Raw genomic sequence first — 15,331 nt, 5'->3', positions numbered from 1 at the left:
TCCTAAACCCACACGTTTACAAAAGACGAATACATTTCAGCTCTTGCCATGAAATAGCACATTGCATCTTTGATACGAACATGCAAAAAAAAGTCAGCAATTTTTCAATGTGGATAATAAGCCTTCTTTTTACAATGAACACCAATTGAAAATAGAAAAGTTAGCGAATGGTTCAGCAGGTGTCCTAATGCTGCCTGACATCATGTTAGTCAATTACATGGCTATCAATAAATCTTTTCATTTGATTGCTGACGAATGATTAATGAGTAAATCATCTTTGCACAATCGCTTAATGGACTTTGCTAAATACAGTTGTAATACGAGTTCTTTAACAACGATGAAGGCAGTGAAAACATTTCAGAATACTGGAGACCGTTCTCAATTCCGAATGGTATTAACTGGTGCACACTCAATTTATGCAAAGCAGATCATTCACGATTTTGAAAACGCGATTTAAAAAGCCACGCTACGAACACGGCTTTGTACTAATGCCCCTTTTTTCGAGACCTTAAAAAGCACATTATATCAAAAAGGAGAATTTTTAAAATGAAAAAGAAAAAAATCGGTTGCGGAACTATTTTCATTGTTTTTTTAGCAATTGGATTAGTAATTGAATACTGGTATATAGGAATTCCTGTAATATTAATAGCAGCTGCATATTGGTATTTCAAAATTTACCCTGAAAAACGTGCTTTAAAAATACAAAAAGAGCAAGAAATTCAGGAGGAAAAAAATATTGCAGCGGAAGAACGCAGACTTGAACTTGAAAAGAGAAAACTGATGGTTGAAAATCAACAGAGAGAAATACAGGATTCGCGCACAACATTAAACAAAACTGAATGGAAATGCTCTTTTTGTATGAACACAAATTCGCCAGAACGGAATGAGTGTTCTAGTTGCGGTGCTAAAAAAGATTAGTCTTTAGGCTTTTCTTTTTCTCTATTTAAGAACATATATTCGTAAGGACGTAGAAATATGGCAAATCTGAATTGGTCAAAAAAATACAAACATGTTTTTTCTTACTATAATAAAAAAAGCGAGTTTTTGGGATATCGGTATCCCTTTTTATAACTCATTAAAACATCGGAAAGAAGCTAGTAAGCGTAGGTTTGAAACTGAACGAGCTGCTTATAAAGCCCTTTTGAAAATTCAATATGAGTTGGAAAAGCAAAACACTTCTTTTATTGAAAACAAGGAAGTCACCATTGACGAATGGATAAAGATATGGATACCTTACGTACAAGACAACTGGAGCATATCAACAAAACAAAAAATTGAATTCGCTATTGAGTTTCATATTTCTCCACTAATTGGAAATCAGAAACTATCTTCGTTAAACAAGATCACATATAAACGAGAATTCATTGATAAATTGAGACAGGAAAATAGATATAAAGAATCCACTATTCAAGCATGGCATAAAATTGTAATGAGAATGATCAACGCTGCTGTAAATAATCAGATACTGCCTGGTAATTCTCTCAATGGCTTCAAATTTGATTCTAGCAATAACACTCGTTCATTTACAAAAGAACAACTACAACAATTTACAATGGTTATAGAAGAAAAGAAATCCGAACTCAATCTATATTTTTAGCATTATTAAAATCTGGAATGAGGAAAGGCGAACTAATGGGGCTTCGGTGGAAAGATATTGATCTAACTGAAAAATAGTTTAATATCAATTCTACAAGAAGAGATTACAGGGATAATAAAACGAAAACAAAAACAAGTATACGTAAATTTTATTTTGATGATTCGCTGTTTTTTTTTATTAAAAATTAGAAGTCTTACGAAAAAGAAAATCAACTTAGAAAAGGTCGTATACTTAAAGACGAAGATTATTTTATCTTAAATTCCTGAGATTTACCAATACAGCAATCCAAGATCACTTATATGTTTCGGCTGCTATGTGAAGAAGCTGGAGTACCTAACATAAGCATCCATGGGTTAAGACACACTTATGCTACTTTTCTAATCGAAGCTGGATCAAACATCAAATATGTATCTAATCGCTTGGGACACAAAAATATCAATATTACTTTGGATGTGTATAGCGACGTACTAAAAGAAGAAGAAAAAGGAACTGCTGATATTATGGGGAAATTGATTGATAATTTATAAACTGTGGTAAATTTGTGGTAAATATAGCTCGAAGTGCTGATATATAAGCATGTTGCCACTTCCTAACTGAAATTGATGACGATTTGATAAGAAAATCATCTGACCTTAATTGTGCATTGGCCTATCTAACTGAAGCTCATAGGCTTTATTGTGACGCTGAGGTATTTCTAAAAGACAATATTGAAATTTTGGACGAAAGATCAGAATTTACATCTCTAATTCATAGATTTAAAGTCTATAATCGCTAAGTTTTGAATAATGTTAGAACCAACCATAGCCATCAATGGAGTGATATAGAATTCCGACATTTCGCAGATAGTTTTCTTGATGCAGGAATTTTATTGAACATTGACGATGTTCACTCCCTTGTTGAATCTGCAAAAGAAGACTATTCCGTAAGAATCTGCGCACGCAGATTCTTTTTTTCGACTTATTTATTGAAATTTGACAAGTTCAATCTTTTTGATTTTTTCTTACATAATTGGCGTGGTTAACGTGCTGTAATTAGTCAATCCAATCCACGATGATATTCACGTTCTCTTCTGAAAAATATGTCTGTCCAAATTTTCTTGCTTCTTCAGGTAAATCAGAATAGGCCTCTTACAGCGTGTACTTCCAGCCACTCGCTGTGGCAACACCATTCATGAGTACACATAGCCGTATTGAATTTTTCGTTATCCAGTGTGGAACTGTGAGACTCCTAGTAAATATAGCTGATTATTAAATATTAAAATGTCACCCTTCTTTGGAACAAATTCATCTGTTAAAACCCTTTTGTTTACTTTGAATTCCATAAATAACTCTCCTCCATACTTTCCTTGGTTAATATACTTATTCATTTTTGTTGACCTTTACTTTACGTAACCCTTTATAGTAGTACTTAGCAAAATAAAGGAGACAACTATGAATACCAATGAGCATTCCATATGTCTTTATAAAGATTTACAAACAAGATTGATAGCAAACCCACAAAATTTCCGAGCAGATAGCAGAGAAGGATTTTTCTTCTTAATCGGAAATGTAATTGGATCAATGGTTTTCCACACAGATAATGTTCCGAACCAGCGAGACATTAATTGTATTGAAGATTTGGATACAATAGATCAACTAAAATTACATTTCGATTTTCTTCAAGGTATTTATGGTTACAATAAAAAAATTAGTAGAAATAGAAACTACAAGTATCTGTGTGCTGCCATTGCACTTTATTTAAGCAAAGAATCACTAATCCATGCCAATGACCGTTCTTATTTACATCTAGGTTTAACTTTTGATCATAGGCTATTGTATACTTAACTGACAGATTGCGGTCAAATAATCATGATCTTTACTTCAACTATCCTTCCTCTATCTCGGTCGTTAGTAGACTTCTGAGAATATCTCCCTTATACTTTTGTAACAAATAGGAGGCATTGTAATGGATTACCCTGTTCATCGATTTATTAAAACTAATTTAGATATGACCCCTTACGCTTTCTCAAAAGCTACTGGTATTTCTCAACAATCACTCTCTTCATGGAAATCTAGTAATAGAATGGTAAATAAATTACCGATACAATTACTTATAGCTTTTGTATCCATGTCTAATAAAAACTATGAGGAGGTCATAATCCTATTACTGAGATATGAAATGGATTATCAAGACTTTCTCCGTTCTCTATGATCTTGATTCCATGCTATCTTTCGCTAGTGGAACCTATTTCCCAAATTTCCACTCTTGAGCGTCAAATAATTTCTCAACTTACAATATTGTAAGTTGAGTGTGCAGGCTGTAAGTATCACATTTTTAGTCCCAATGCTATGATTAGATTATCAAAGACAGAGGAGTGTTTTACATGGACGTTTTATATATTTTATTCTTAGCAACTGGTGTTAGTGGATTGATGCAATACTTTTTGGAAAAAGGGTACATCAAGTCCATAAAAAGTGCATTGTTAGCTTCTAGTTTGATTATTGTAACTATAAACACCTTAGGGAATCCCCAAGCTCTAGTTAACGGTCACTTATTAAATACACTATTTTCATTAATACTTAGTTCAGCCGTTTTTGGTATTTGTATGATATCACTTCAATACTTAACGCCAAATAAAAAACAATAATCCCTTTTGAAGCTTACAATACATCTCTAATTCAATAATCATGATTTTTAAACCATTTACTAATTGTAGATGGTTTTTTCTATATCTTCTTTCGGTCTTGTTAAGAAAACTTTTCAATTGCTTTTCTAAAGCTCGTTCTAACGTCTTGAATAGAATTTTCACTAAAATCATTAACAGAAATAGCATCCAATGGGTTTCCATCATCGCTTATCAATAGAAAAGTATAAATATACTTTGGATAAATCCCTCTTTTTACTAAATCCTCGTAGCCATTGGAAATTTGATCAATTGTATCAATCTCTATATGACGTCCGTTCCTGTTAAAATCTTCAATTAGATTCTGCATGTCTTTTTTCCTTTCTACTTCATCGGTCGTTACTGGAACTTTTATATTTTTATTCGATTGAATCCAACTGCTTAATGTCCTATACTTAACTGAATAGTTATAATAATGATAAATAAAGGAGGAGTATAGTTGTCAGACGAGAAAAAGTTGTTAAAACAGTTTCAAACAATATTTGTTGTACTTTTTAGCGTGCTAATGCTAAATACAGTAGGAGTAATCTTCTCTTTTTCGAAAAATGCTATGGAGGATTCAAGCTTCTTAATGTTTGCTTTTGTAACTGGCCTTGGATGGATCAATACTATTGTTCAGTTTAAGAGAGCAGATATCCGAATAAATTGGAAGAACAAGTAGAATATTTTTTACAAACGGGGCTAACTGAATTAGCTCCGTTTTTCTACTGAATTGCCCCATTTACAGGAGTTTCTAGTCCATACTTTCTTCCATTTGCTGAGTTAATCGAATTAATAAAAAATCATGTATGTGTTATAATCAATGCTATCCTTAGGCAGGAGAAAAATTATTGAATACATCCTTAAGCTATTTGCATAAACTATTAAACAAATTCCCGATCGAAAACCTTCAATCAGAAAATCAAAATCAGGATTATGAAGGCACTATTTTTTCTATGAATAGTGTTTCATTTCGTAGTCGTTTGGCCAAATCAACTCCAAAAAAGAAAGGGTATTTTGTTGCTTTTTGGGAAAAAGATTCCGAAGGGAAAAATCAACCTTTCTCATATTTCGATAGTCCTGAAAAACTTATTATCGTGATCCTTGATGGGCAGCGATCCGGTCAATTCGTTTTTCCTAAAGACATATTATTAAAAAATGGGATACTGAAAGGACCAAATTCAAAAGGAAAGATGTCAATCCGTGTTTATCCCATTTGGGAGCAAGACTTAAATAAAACTGCATTCACTACAAAAAAATGGCAAACTGAATTTTTTATCGACACTTCAGCTAGTACAGACATTGAAAAAATATCTGCTTTTTACTATGAGTAAAGGTTTCCTACATATTACTGATGGTTAATAGAACATGTTTAACGCTACCTATTGGTTTCATTATTAAATTTTTATTTCGCTTTTTTCTCTCAAAACATCCTTAGTTTCTTTCCTATTATCATTACCTATATCAAATGAAATGAGAGTATATTATGGGCATATCATCCTTATTACTGATTTTTTTCGTTAGTAGTATTTCTTTCCTACTAGTTGGTATAATCAAAAAGAATAGACCATTAATGTTGATATCATCTATATCAGTAATTTTAGTAATTGTTTTCTGCTTGTACATCTTCATATTGATTGGCTCCATGTAGTCAATTAATTTTCCTTAATATCCCTTCAGTAGTATTGATGGATTCTTCGACTTCTTCTTTAGCATCAAAAGTACTCACTTCAATTTCCTTGTCAGCATAAACGACCATTAACTGATAATTGTATAGCTTCACCCCTTGATTAACTGACTTTTTTTAAGTCTTGTATTTTTATTTCATCCTTAGAAATTGATCGTGTCTATTATTGATTCTTTTGTTCCTTTCTCCCAAATCGATCGAGGACTAATTGACTTTATTTCTAATAAGAACTAAAATTTTATAAATATATCTGCAATTAAAAATGGAGGAATACTGATGAAACTAAGCAACTCTTTCGAAACTTTTGCAAAAGAAGCACCAGAAAATCAGCAAGCATTCGCTCAGCTAGTTCAAACTTGGGGAGAGGTCAGCTCTTTAGAAGAGAAAACAAATCATTTAGCTTACCTTGCAGTCCTTTCTGCAACAGGGAAAACCAGTGGTGTTGCTTTTCACGTAATGTTGGCAAAAAAAGCAGGAGCTACTAAAAAGGAAGTAGTTAGCGCTATTTTAGTTGGACTTCCAGCGGTAGGTAACGAAGTTCTCAATTCCTTGCCAATGGCTATTGAAGCATATGACAATAATTAATCATCCCAGAATCTCTTAACTATTTATTTTGGTTAAGAGTTTTTTACTCCTTACTTTCATTCATTAGTAGACAAAAATGGACTTAAAGTCTTCCTTTAATGTAATTCTTAATTTCAATCGATAATCTTGTACTTTCTCATTTTTAGCCAAATGATTTAATGGTACTAGAAAGTGCTTCTATTTAAATAATGCATTTGATACAATTAGAAAAACCTTTAAGGATAAGGAGTCTAAATTAATGAGACACTCAACTGTGGAAAAACAAAATATTAATGGAGTAGATTTGTTTTTTTCGGTAAACAAAAATCAAGATTCTAAGAAACCAATACTCTTATACTTGCATGGTGGCCCTGGGGATAGTTGTATACCCCTAACTCAAAAATTCAATTCTGAATTGGAAAAAAGATTCAATTTTATAAATTTGGAACAACGTGGAGCAGGTTTATCATATTACAAATTTGAAAATCAAAAAAAATTACTTATTGATGATATTGTTACAGATATCTATTTATTCATTAAATATATCCTCGAACGCTTTAACCAAAAGAAAATTATTTTAATTGGTCATTCCTGGGGATCTGTTTTGGCAATTAAATTGATTCAGAAATATCCTGAACTATTTACGAAATACATTGGAATTGGCCAAGTAGTTAACATGAAAAAAAATATTGGCCTACAACAGTCATTTTTGAATGCAAAAGGAGTGAAAGAAATAGAGTTAGATTACACTAACGTAGATTCATTAATAAAAGATAGTTTGTACATAACAAAGTCCATTGTTAAACATGGAGGTTCGTTGTTTAATGAAACTAACTACTCTAAATTAATAATTCCTTTTATTCTTTCAAAGTCATATTCAATTAAAGATCTCTTATTTCGTGTAAAAGGTTCTAACCAATCAATTCAGTGTTTTTGGAAAGAATTGATGGAAATTAATTTTGAATCTATTTATAGCTATCCTATCCCAATGTATTTTTTTGAAGGTAGACATGACTACCATGTTTCTTCAAAATTGGTTGAAGAGTATTTAACAAAGGTTAAAAGTTCTACCTCATTGATTTGGTTCGAGAAATCGGGACATTTCCCACAATGGGAAGAATCAAATAAATTTAACAGGCTTGTGATTGATTTATGCGAATAGTATCCCTCAAACGGCTATCATGGACTTCCTTCGATTACTTACTTTTCAATTTAGTCAAAGGAAAGTTTAATCTGTACTATCTTCCATTTGCTGAGTTAGTGATATAATTACGAATCAATTTACTTTAATTTAAACAGTAAAGTACAATTAGATAAATACTTTTTTTCGAGGTGTTCACCTATGCAAAGAAACCAAAACCAAATGGTTAAGAAAAACTCCAAATTAAAATTGATTATTGTTCTATTGGTTATATTAATACTTGTTCTAATAGGCTTCTTCTCATTAGTTTTTTTGGGTCAATACAATGATGAAACAAATAAAACTGAATCTGAAAACACTTCTGTTCGAATTGATACAAATAATAGTGTTTCACAAGAAAAAGATCTGCAAGTGTCTTCTGAGAATAGTTTACAAAGTAACACCTCTTCTTATGCGGTTAATTTTGACAGAATCGCTACGTGCATTGGTACTTATGGTACTCTTGAATTTAGTCTTACTCCTATGACTGATGGTGAAATCAAAGTTTCCTATGACACACCAAATTTCCCGGAAACCCAATTTGCTACTCTTACACCTATGGATATTGCAACAAAGTCATTAAAGGTGAACGAACACTCTACCGTAAAAGAAGTCCAGATAGAGACTGAACTAAAACTCTCAAATATAACTAATGCTGCAACCGAAGATTTTTTTTACCCTTTCAATGGAAACGACACAAGAGTATATGCTTATTACATGAATAACGGTAATATTGCTCTAGCTTTTCAACCTGGTTTAGGCTTGGATCAATATCAGGTTATTGAATTTGAACCAACAAGTAATAGAAAAGCTCCAAATTATGAAGAGGCTAAAAAGATTGTGCAAGAGAGTTATCCAAATTCTGATGTTGTATATGCTGATTTCGGAGCATCAGTTGACAATCATGGAGATTTTCGAAAACTAAAAGCCACCAGTGTCAGTATGAAACAAGATGGTGGTTCAGGTACACTTGGCTTTGTAAAAGTATATTCTGATGGAACTGTTATTGAAGCTAATAATGGAGATTTTGAATTCGGAGAATAAAATTACTAGATAAATATACGTTCCTAGCCAACCATCATTTTTTTGTTTCGATGGGTCGGACCCTTTTTCGAGAACTCAAGTACTTATTTTCAAGTTAGTGATTTTTTACACATTTTTTCTATTAGACTGATAGTTAGTTGGCTATTCTATAGCTTTAGCTCTACCTTAAAAGTAACCTTCTTGAAAACTACCATCCGAAAAACACCACAATTTATAATAAATACAAAAATAAACAGTGCATTTCTTCTCGTAAACGATTATTGAATCGTCATTTCTGATTAGTACACCATGCGTATCCAAAAATCCTTTAGATTTTCCATCTGAACACCTACTTATTCCTTCCTTCCCTTGGTTAACTGACTTTATTTCAATAATTTACTATAATTTTTTTTAAAGAGGTGATTATCGTGAAATACTTTGGTTCACTATTTTTCTCATTCTTTGCTTTATTTTGCGTTATCTTTGGTGTTCAATTTAAACGTTGCAAATGGCTGGGAGCCCTTTCCAGAAATACATTTAAGGATAATATATTTTCTCCTGAATTCGCTATTATTCAGAAAAAAAAGACTAGTAACATTTTATTTCTAGCGGCTTTATTTTTTTTACTTCTTGCGATTTATCTTTTTTATAGGACATAATCATCCCACTACCTTGGTCGTTAAAAAACAAAGAATATGCTATTGCTTCAAACTATGAAACATTGCTATAATTAGCCTAAAAAATTTCTCAAGGAGCCTAAATGAATAAATATAAACTTTCTTTTTCTTTAACCGGTACACTTCTTTTCGTTTGTGTTATGATCCCAAATATCATTTGGGCTTATTACCCTGCTCAAAATGATATTTTGAGAATGACGTCAGTAACTCCTAAACTAGATACGTTAACATCGGTATTTCAATTTGTTTTGATTGCAATAATTTGTACAGTCAAAAGCACTGATAATAGAGTCTCACATTTGAAATTGATTCTAAACGCTGTAATGATTTTTAGTATTACTTGCTATTATGGTTCATGGTTCGCCTATTATGCCGATAGCTCACATTTTATCTTTGTTTTTTTGCTATCAGCCACTCCGTTTTTAATTTTTGGCTGTTATATAATTAAAAATAGACTGTACATTGCTCTACTTCCATTGATACTATTTTCAATAGGTCATATATTGTTTGCTTTTTCCAATTTCTATGCTCTACAATAATTTTCTCCATACTATCTTCCATTTGCTAAGTTAATGGCATTGATTATTGTCTTATTTTGAACTATACCTATGCCATCTTAATCTACTAAGGAGAATCTGGTATGCCCTATATCACAATTGAAAGCGTAAAATTATCAAAAGAACAAAAAGAAGAATTAATCAAACAACTAACAGATGTTTCTTCGCAAATTATGCGTGTTCCAAAAGATTTTTTCTCAATAACTATCAAATAATTGGATGATTCAAATTTCGGAATTGGTAGAAAAACAATTGGAGAGATTAAAGCTAACTATAATAAGTGAGTACCCACTTATATCTTAGTGAACTCTAATCCTAACCTGTAGACCTTTTTTAGGTCTTTTTTCTGTTAAACTGGTGGTTAATAGAATATGTTTAACCCTACCTATTAGTTTCATTATTAAATTTTTCTTTCGCGTTTTTCTCTTGTAGCATCCTTAGTTTCTTTCCTGTTATCATTACCTATATCAAATGAAATGAGGGTATATTATGGGCATATCATCCTTATTACTGATTTTTTTCGTTAGTAGTATTTCTTTCCTAGTAGTTGGTATAATCAAAAAGAATAGACTATTAATGTTTATATCATCTATATCAGTAATTTTAGTAATTGTTTTTTGCTTGTACATTTTCATAATGATTGGCTCCATGTAGTCAATTAATTTTCCTTAATATCCCTTCAGTAGTCTCGATGGATTCTTCGACTTCTTCTTTAGTATCAAAAGTTACCACTTCAAGTTCCTTGTCACTATAAACGACCAACAACTGATAATTGTATAACCCCACCCCTTGGTTAACTGACTTTTTTAGAATCTTGTATTTTTATCTCATCCTTAGAAGTTGATCGTGACTATCATTCATTCTTTTGTTCCTTTCTCCCAAATCGATCGAGGACTAATTGACTTTATTTCTAATAAGAACTAAAATTTTATAAATATATCTGCAACTAAAAATGGAGGAATACTAATGAAACTAAGCAACTCTTTCGAAACTTTTGCAAAAGAAGCACCAGAAAATCAGCAAGCATTCGCTCAGCTAGTTCAAACTTGGGGAGAGGTCAGCTCTTTAGAAGAGAAAACAAATCATTTAGCTTACCTTGCAGTCCTTTCAGCAACAGGGAAAACCAGTGGTGTTGCTTTTCACGTAATGTTGGCAAAAAAAGCAGGAGCTACTAAAAAGGAAGTAGTTAGCGCTATTTTAGTTGGACTTCCAGCGGTAGGTAACGAAGTTCTCAATTCCTTGCCAATAGCTATTGAAGCATATGACAATAATTAATCATCCCGGAATCTCTTAACTATTTATTTTGGTTAAGAGTTTTTTACTCCTTACTTTCGGTCGTTAAGTAACCTATCTTTTTTATTCCATCAAAACATTTTATATTTTTTAACTTCCAATTCCCTGCTCAAATACTTATAATAATTCTATATATGAGGAGGAAAAAATGATTGATGAAAAAAAGAGTGCTGTCAACGAATTACTAGAAAAGATAAGTGCTACAACTACTTATATTATCTCTTTATTATTGACAATTACTGTAGCGTTAATTGTCTCCGCCTTTATTGGCTTTGGAGAATCTAGTTTTTACATGTTAGCCTGTCTTACTGTCTACGGATGGATTTCCGCTATATGTCACTTTAAAAAAATTGGTGTTAGTTTTGATTGGAAAAAGAAAACAAAATAATTTTCGCAATGGAGACTGCCTAAGTGAACTCCATTTTTTTCTATTTGATAGTTCCAATCATTGGATCTTTTTCCATACTATCTTCCATTTGCTGAGTTAGTGGATTAATTCTTTTGGTACTCATCTTGCCATCTTTTATAGGCTCTTATATAATGTCAACATATTAAAAATTGAGGAGAATAACGCAATTATGCCCACAACTAATAACAAATTTCAGATTCGTAAATCTTTTTTAGTCGTGTATTTAGTACTAATCTTTCTAGGACTTGGACTTACTGTTGGCAGATGGTATAGTCAATCAACTAATTTTGTAATTATTAACGCGTGCGTCACTTCTCATATATCAAACTTCTCATTGAGCTTAATGTCTTACCTTGTAATTGGTTTTATATGGTTAATACAAGGGATAAAATTCCGCTCCATCGTATTTCTAGGTATCGTATTTGTGATAGGAAATTTACTATGTGAGACATTAATCACCTTCTTGAACACTCCTGATATTATTGACGCATATTATGGGATTTTAGGAACATTGGTTAGTTTTCTTTATCTATTATTGTTAAATAAATATGGACTAACTCCAATAAAAAGCGAACATTAAAAATTTCCTATAGGCTATACTTCTGGTGGTTAATAGCATATGTTTAACCCTACCTATTGGTTTCATTATTAATTTTTTCTTTCGCGTTTTTCTCTTGCAGCATCCTTAGTTTCTTTCCTGTTATCATTACCTATATCAAATGAAATGAGGGTATATTATGGGCATATCATCCTTATTACTGATTTTTTTCGTTAGTAGTATTTCTTTCCTACTAGTTGGTATAATTAAAAAGAATAGACTATTAATGTTTATATCCGCTATATCAGTAATTTTAGTAATTGTTTTCTGCTTGTACATCTTCATATTAATTGGCTCCATGTAGTCAATTAATTTTCCTTAATATCCCTTCAGTAACATCGATGGATTCTTCGATTTCTTCTTTAGTATTAAAAGCACCCACTTCAAGTTCCTTGTCACAATAATCGACCATCAACTGATAATTGTATAGCTTCACTCTTTGCTTTTCTTTGGTTAGATTACTGCTCTAATAGTATTGTGGTATACTCATGAAAAACACTGCAGAGGAGCATTCAACCATGAAACTCATATTAATCACCTGTGTTGCTGTAGCTATTTCTTGCGCCGTTGCTTCAAATAAAAACTCTTCCAAAAAGTAGCCTTATGCTCTACTTTTTTTCTCTTTCTGTTCTTTCGGTCGTAAATATATTTGCTATTTGTGTCATTCAGGACAGTATTTTAACCTTTCGTGACGAAATCAATTCTTTTTTAATTTATTAACTATACTGAAAATACAGAACGAAATGCATGACTAAAGGAGGAGAAAAATGGAAAAAAAGTATGGAAAATTGAGAAACTATATTTTTTATGCAGGCATTGGATTGTCATTTCTTTGTAGCTTCACACAATTATTAGATTTATCTGGTGTAGTTAGTTTTTATGTTGCTCTTGCTGGAGTATCACTTTTGGCGATAGGCGTTGTCTTAATGATTACGATCTTGTTGCATGAACGAAAACATCAGAAAAATATTTGACTTAAATTTAGCAAGTTATCCGTAGTTCCATCTATGAATATAGATGGCTTTTTTTGTACTATCTTCCATTACCAGCTTTCATCTTGCTATTAACTCGACTAACTAGTCAAAAAAATAGTTAATAATAGCTTTGTTCAACCTCTTACAAATTAGTTTTGAGCTTAACTCAGCTAGCAACTACTCACTGGGAAACAGCTTATAATCGTTTATCGTTGTTCCCCACTATGTTTTGGTTTTACTAAGTTCACTTTTTTGGCTAAATGAGGAATAGAATAAGATAAAAACTTAGGAGATTATCTTTATAAACGAAAAGGAACTATCCGCATACCTTGATTTGGCTATGAAAAATTTACATTTTTTGAAACTCCAAATAGAAAATGTAATTAGTGAATTCACTCGATTGCTTAAGACCAAAGATATCGATGAAGTGAATGTGCTATTGAACAAAAAATGATAGTAAAACGAGCTAAAAATGAATAACCCCTTCACATCGTAAACAACTGATGCGAAGGGGTTTATTCACTATTCTATGAGTGTCCAACAATCTTATGTGGAATGTATGGTTCCTCCAAGTAAGCAACATCTTCCGGTGTAAGCTTGAAATCAACAGCTGCAACGGCACTCTCAATGTGGCTCATTTTTGTAGCACCAATAACTGGAGCAGCCACAGGTTCCTTTTGCAGCAGCCAGCCTAAGGCAATATTTACCCGACTAGTTTCATATCTTTCAGCTAATTCCGCTACGCGATCGATAATGACTTGATCCATCTCAGCCGTTTCGTCGTATTTGGCTTTTTGCGCCTGATCGGTCGTACTGCGGGAGGTCGTTGTCGTACGATCGCGCACTAAACGACCGGAAGCCATTGGACTGTACGGTGTCAAAGCAATATTTTCCGAAAGGCAATAAGGAATCATCTCCCGCTCTTCTTCTCGATAAATCAAGTTCAAATGGTTTTGCATCGAAACAAATTTAGTCCAACCATTCATTTCCGCTACATGGTTAGCCTTTTGAAACTGATAAGTATACATGGCCGAGGCACCAATATACCGAGCTTTCCCTGCTTTGACTACATCATGCAGCGCCTCCATGGTTTCTTCGATCGGAGTAAATGGATCCCAGCGATGAATGATATATAAGTCAACGTAATCGGTCTGCAGACGTTTTAAACTTTGATCAATTTGCGACATAATGGCCTTGCGGGATAACCCTTGACCGTTGGGCCCATCAAACATTTTTTGGTGAACCTTGGTAGCTAAAACAATTTCATCCCGTTTGGCAAAGTCTCTCAGAGCTTTACCAAGAATTTCTTCACTGCGACCTAAGGAATAAACATTGGCCGTGTCAAAAAAGTTAATCCCCAAATCCAAAGCGCGTTGAATTAACGGTCGACTTTCGTCCTCTTCTAAAACCCATTTGTGGATCCAATTTTGAGGGTCTCCAAAGCTCATACTGCCTAAGCAGATACGTGACACATCCATCCCTGTATTACCTAATTTTACATAATCCATCTTGATCATCCTTTCATCCGTCTGAGTTGTTCCTCATGATTAATTATTTCACACAATGAAAACCGCTTTTCGCGGTATTCGTATTTAAAAATACAACAATTACCGATCCCGATACTTTGTCCATATATACGGTATTCGGGCTCACTGTAATCATCCCAAAATTTACGGAACTGCCCACAAAACGCGCCATGAGTCACTGCTAAAATCGTACCACCCTTTTGTCGCATCAGCTCGTTACAGGTGTCTACCGTCCGCTTCTGAAATTCCTTTTCCTCCTCACCACCGTATTCTACAAAAAAATCGCGGTAAGGCAGCGAGGGATTCAGCTTTTCACTTTCTCCTTCTAACTGTCCAAAATTCCATTCCTTTAACCCTTTTAAACGAGTATAAGCTTGAGAAGTAATCAACTCCAATGTATCCGAAGTCCTTTCCAAAGTTGAACTAAAGGCTTGATCAAAAGAGGTGCCCTGCCATTTAAAATACTCACCCGCCGTTTTCGCCTGGTGGACTCCCCGTTCTGTTAAGGGCGAATCACACCAGCCTTGGATTTTGTGTTGAACATTGAACAGCGTTTCACCATGACGAACTAGATACAGCGTTTTTTTCATGCAAACAATCCTTTC

Annotated in this window: 17 protein-coding genes and 1 pseudogene; 14 read left to right on the top strand and 4 right to left on the bottom strand. The window is 33.0% G+C overall.

All coding sequences use genetic code 11. The features are described 5' to 3' along the window. Nucleotides 1-546 precede the first annotated feature (546 nt). The 5 genes and pseudogenes from IGI49_RS23395 (at nucleotide 547) to IGI49_RS23375 (ending at nucleotide 4,223) form a co-directional block, all read left to right on the top strand. Nucleotides 547-918 carry a zinc finger Ran-binding domain-containing protein gene (locus IGI49_RS23395; protein WP_429965230.1) on the top strand — a complete coding sequence of 124 codons (372 nt, stop codon included), beginning with the start codon at nucleotides 547-549 and terminating at the stop codon, nucleotides 916-918. A gap of 57 nt (nucleotides 919-975) precedes the next feature. Next, a pseudogene (locus IGI49_RS23390) lies at nucleotides 976-2,124 on the top strand (site-specific integrase). Nucleotides 2,125-3,027: 903 nt separating this feature from the next. Then, nucleotides 3,028-3,420, top strand: coding sequence for a hypothetical protein (locus tag IGI49_RS23385; RefSeq protein ID WP_429965231.1), 393 nt, complete (start codon nucleotides 3,028-3,030; stop codon nucleotides 3,418-3,420). 121 nt (nucleotides 3,421-3,541) lie between these two features. Continuing rightward, nucleotides 3,542-3,787: a transcriptional regulator gene (locus IGI49_RS23380; RefSeq protein WP_429965232.1), complete on the top strand. Its 246-nt coding sequence runs from the start codon at nucleotides 3,542-3,544 to the stop codon at nucleotides 3,785-3,787. 172 nt (nucleotides 3,788-3,959) lie between these two features. Continuing rightward, nucleotides 3,960-4,223 carry a hypothetical protein gene (locus IGI49_RS23375; RefSeq protein ID WP_429965233.1) on the top strand — a complete coding sequence of 88 codons (264 nt, stop codon included), beginning with the start codon at nucleotides 3,960-3,962 and terminating at the stop codon, nucleotides 4,221-4,223. A 100-nt stretch (nucleotides 4,224-4,323) separates the two neighbouring features. Here IGI49_RS23375 and IGI49_RS23370 read toward each other — a convergent pair whose 3' ends face one another. Continuing rightward, nucleotides 4,324-4,569, bottom strand: coding sequence for a hypothetical protein (locus tag IGI49_RS23370; RefSeq protein ID WP_429965234.1), 246 nt, complete (start codon nucleotides 4,567-4,569; stop codon nucleotides 4,324-4,326). A 129-nt stretch (nucleotides 4,570-4,698) separates the two neighbouring features. Here IGI49_RS23370 and IGI49_RS23365 point away from each other — a divergent pair, with 129 nt between their 5' ends. The 8 genes from IGI49_RS23365 (at nucleotide 4,699) to IGI49_RS23330 (ending at nucleotide 11,607) form a co-directional block, all read left to right on the top strand. Next, a complete protein-coding gene (locus IGI49_RS23365) occupies nucleotides 4,699-4,920 on the top strand; it encodes a hypothetical protein (protein WP_429965235.1) in 222 nt (73 codons plus the stop codon). Nucleotides 4,921-5,089: 169 nt separating this feature from the next. Continuing rightward, nucleotides 5,090-5,572, top strand: a complete 483-nt coding sequence (locus IGI49_RS23360; RefSeq protein ID WP_429965236.1) for a MepB family protein — start codon at nucleotides 5,090-5,092, stop codon at nucleotides 5,570-5,572. Between the two features lie 629 nt (nucleotides 5,573-6,201). Further along, entirely contained in the window at nucleotides 6,202-6,510 is a 309-nt protein-coding gene (locus tag IGI49_RS23355) for a carboxymuconolactone decarboxylase family protein (protein WP_429965237.1), read from the top strand. A 238-nt stretch (nucleotides 6,511-6,748) separates the two neighbouring features. Continuing rightward, entirely contained in the window at nucleotides 6,749-7,651 is a 903-nt protein-coding gene (locus IGI49_RS23350; RefSeq protein ID WP_429965238.1) for an alpha/beta fold hydrolase, read from the top strand. Between the two features lie 180 nt (nucleotides 7,652-7,831). Beyond that, nucleotides 7,832-8,713 (top strand): hypothetical protein, encoded by an 882-nt coding sequence (locus tag IGI49_RS23345; RefSeq protein ID WP_429965239.1) that lies wholly within the window; start codon nucleotides 7,832-7,834, stop codon nucleotides 8,711-8,713. A 1,296-nt stretch (nucleotides 8,714-10,009) separates the two neighbouring features. Then, complete coding sequence (locus IGI49_RS23340) at nucleotides 10,010-10,141, top strand: tautomerase family protein (RefSeq protein ID WP_429965240.1); 132 nt, start codon at nucleotides 10,010-10,012, stop codon at nucleotides 10,139-10,141. 751 nt (nucleotides 10,142-10,892) lie between these two features. Next, entirely contained in the window at nucleotides 10,893-11,201 is a 309-nt protein-coding gene (locus IGI49_RS23335) for a carboxymuconolactone decarboxylase family protein (RefSeq protein ID WP_429965241.1), read from the top strand. Between the two features lie 166 nt (nucleotides 11,202-11,367). After that, a complete protein-coding gene (locus tag IGI49_RS23330; protein WP_429965242.1) occupies nucleotides 11,368-11,607 on the top strand; it encodes a hypothetical protein in 240 nt (79 codons plus the stop codon). A gap of 923 nt (nucleotides 11,608-12,530) precedes the next feature. On the opposite strand, the gene IGI49_RS23325 is transcribed toward IGI49_RS23330, so the two are convergent. Beyond that, nucleotides 12,531-12,662 carry a hypothetical protein gene (locus IGI49_RS23325; protein WP_429965243.1) on the bottom strand — a complete coding sequence of 44 codons (132 nt, stop codon included), beginning with the start codon at nucleotides 12,660-12,662 and terminating at the stop codon, nucleotides 12,531-12,533. 331 nt (nucleotides 12,663-12,993) lie between these two features. On the opposite strand from IGI49_RS23325, the gene IGI49_RS23320 reads away from it, so the two are divergent. Beyond that, on the top strand, nucleotides 12,994-13,200 hold the full coding sequence (locus tag IGI49_RS23320) for a hypothetical protein (protein WP_429965244.1): 207 nt from the start codon (nucleotides 12,994-12,996) through the stop codon (nucleotides 13,198-13,200). A 527-nt stretch (nucleotides 13,201-13,727) separates the two neighbouring features. Here the strand turns inward: IGI49_RS23320 and IGI49_RS23315 are convergent. Together IGI49_RS23315 and IGI49_RS23310 are read right to left on the bottom strand one after the other, a co-directional pair. Continuing rightward, a complete protein-coding gene (locus IGI49_RS23315) occupies nucleotides 13,728-14,708 on the bottom strand; it encodes an aldo/keto reductase (protein ID WP_429965245.1) in 981 nt (326 codons plus the stop codon). Between the two features lie 5 nt (nucleotides 14,709-14,713). Beyond that, on the bottom strand, nucleotides 14,714-15,316 hold the full coding sequence (locus IGI49_RS23310; protein ID WP_429965246.1) for a histidine phosphatase family protein: 603 nt from the start codon (nucleotides 15,314-15,316) through the stop codon (nucleotides 14,714-14,716). Nucleotides 15,317-15,331 lie beyond the last annotated feature (15 nt).

It is taken from the genome of Enterococcus sp. AZ071 (assembly GCF_050499065.1).
GTDB classification, from domain to species: Bacteria; Bacillota; Bacilli; order Lactobacillales; family Enterococcaceae; genus Enterococcus_A; species Enterococcus_A ferrettii.
This window is presented reverse-complemented; position numbering and strand designations above follow the sequence as displayed.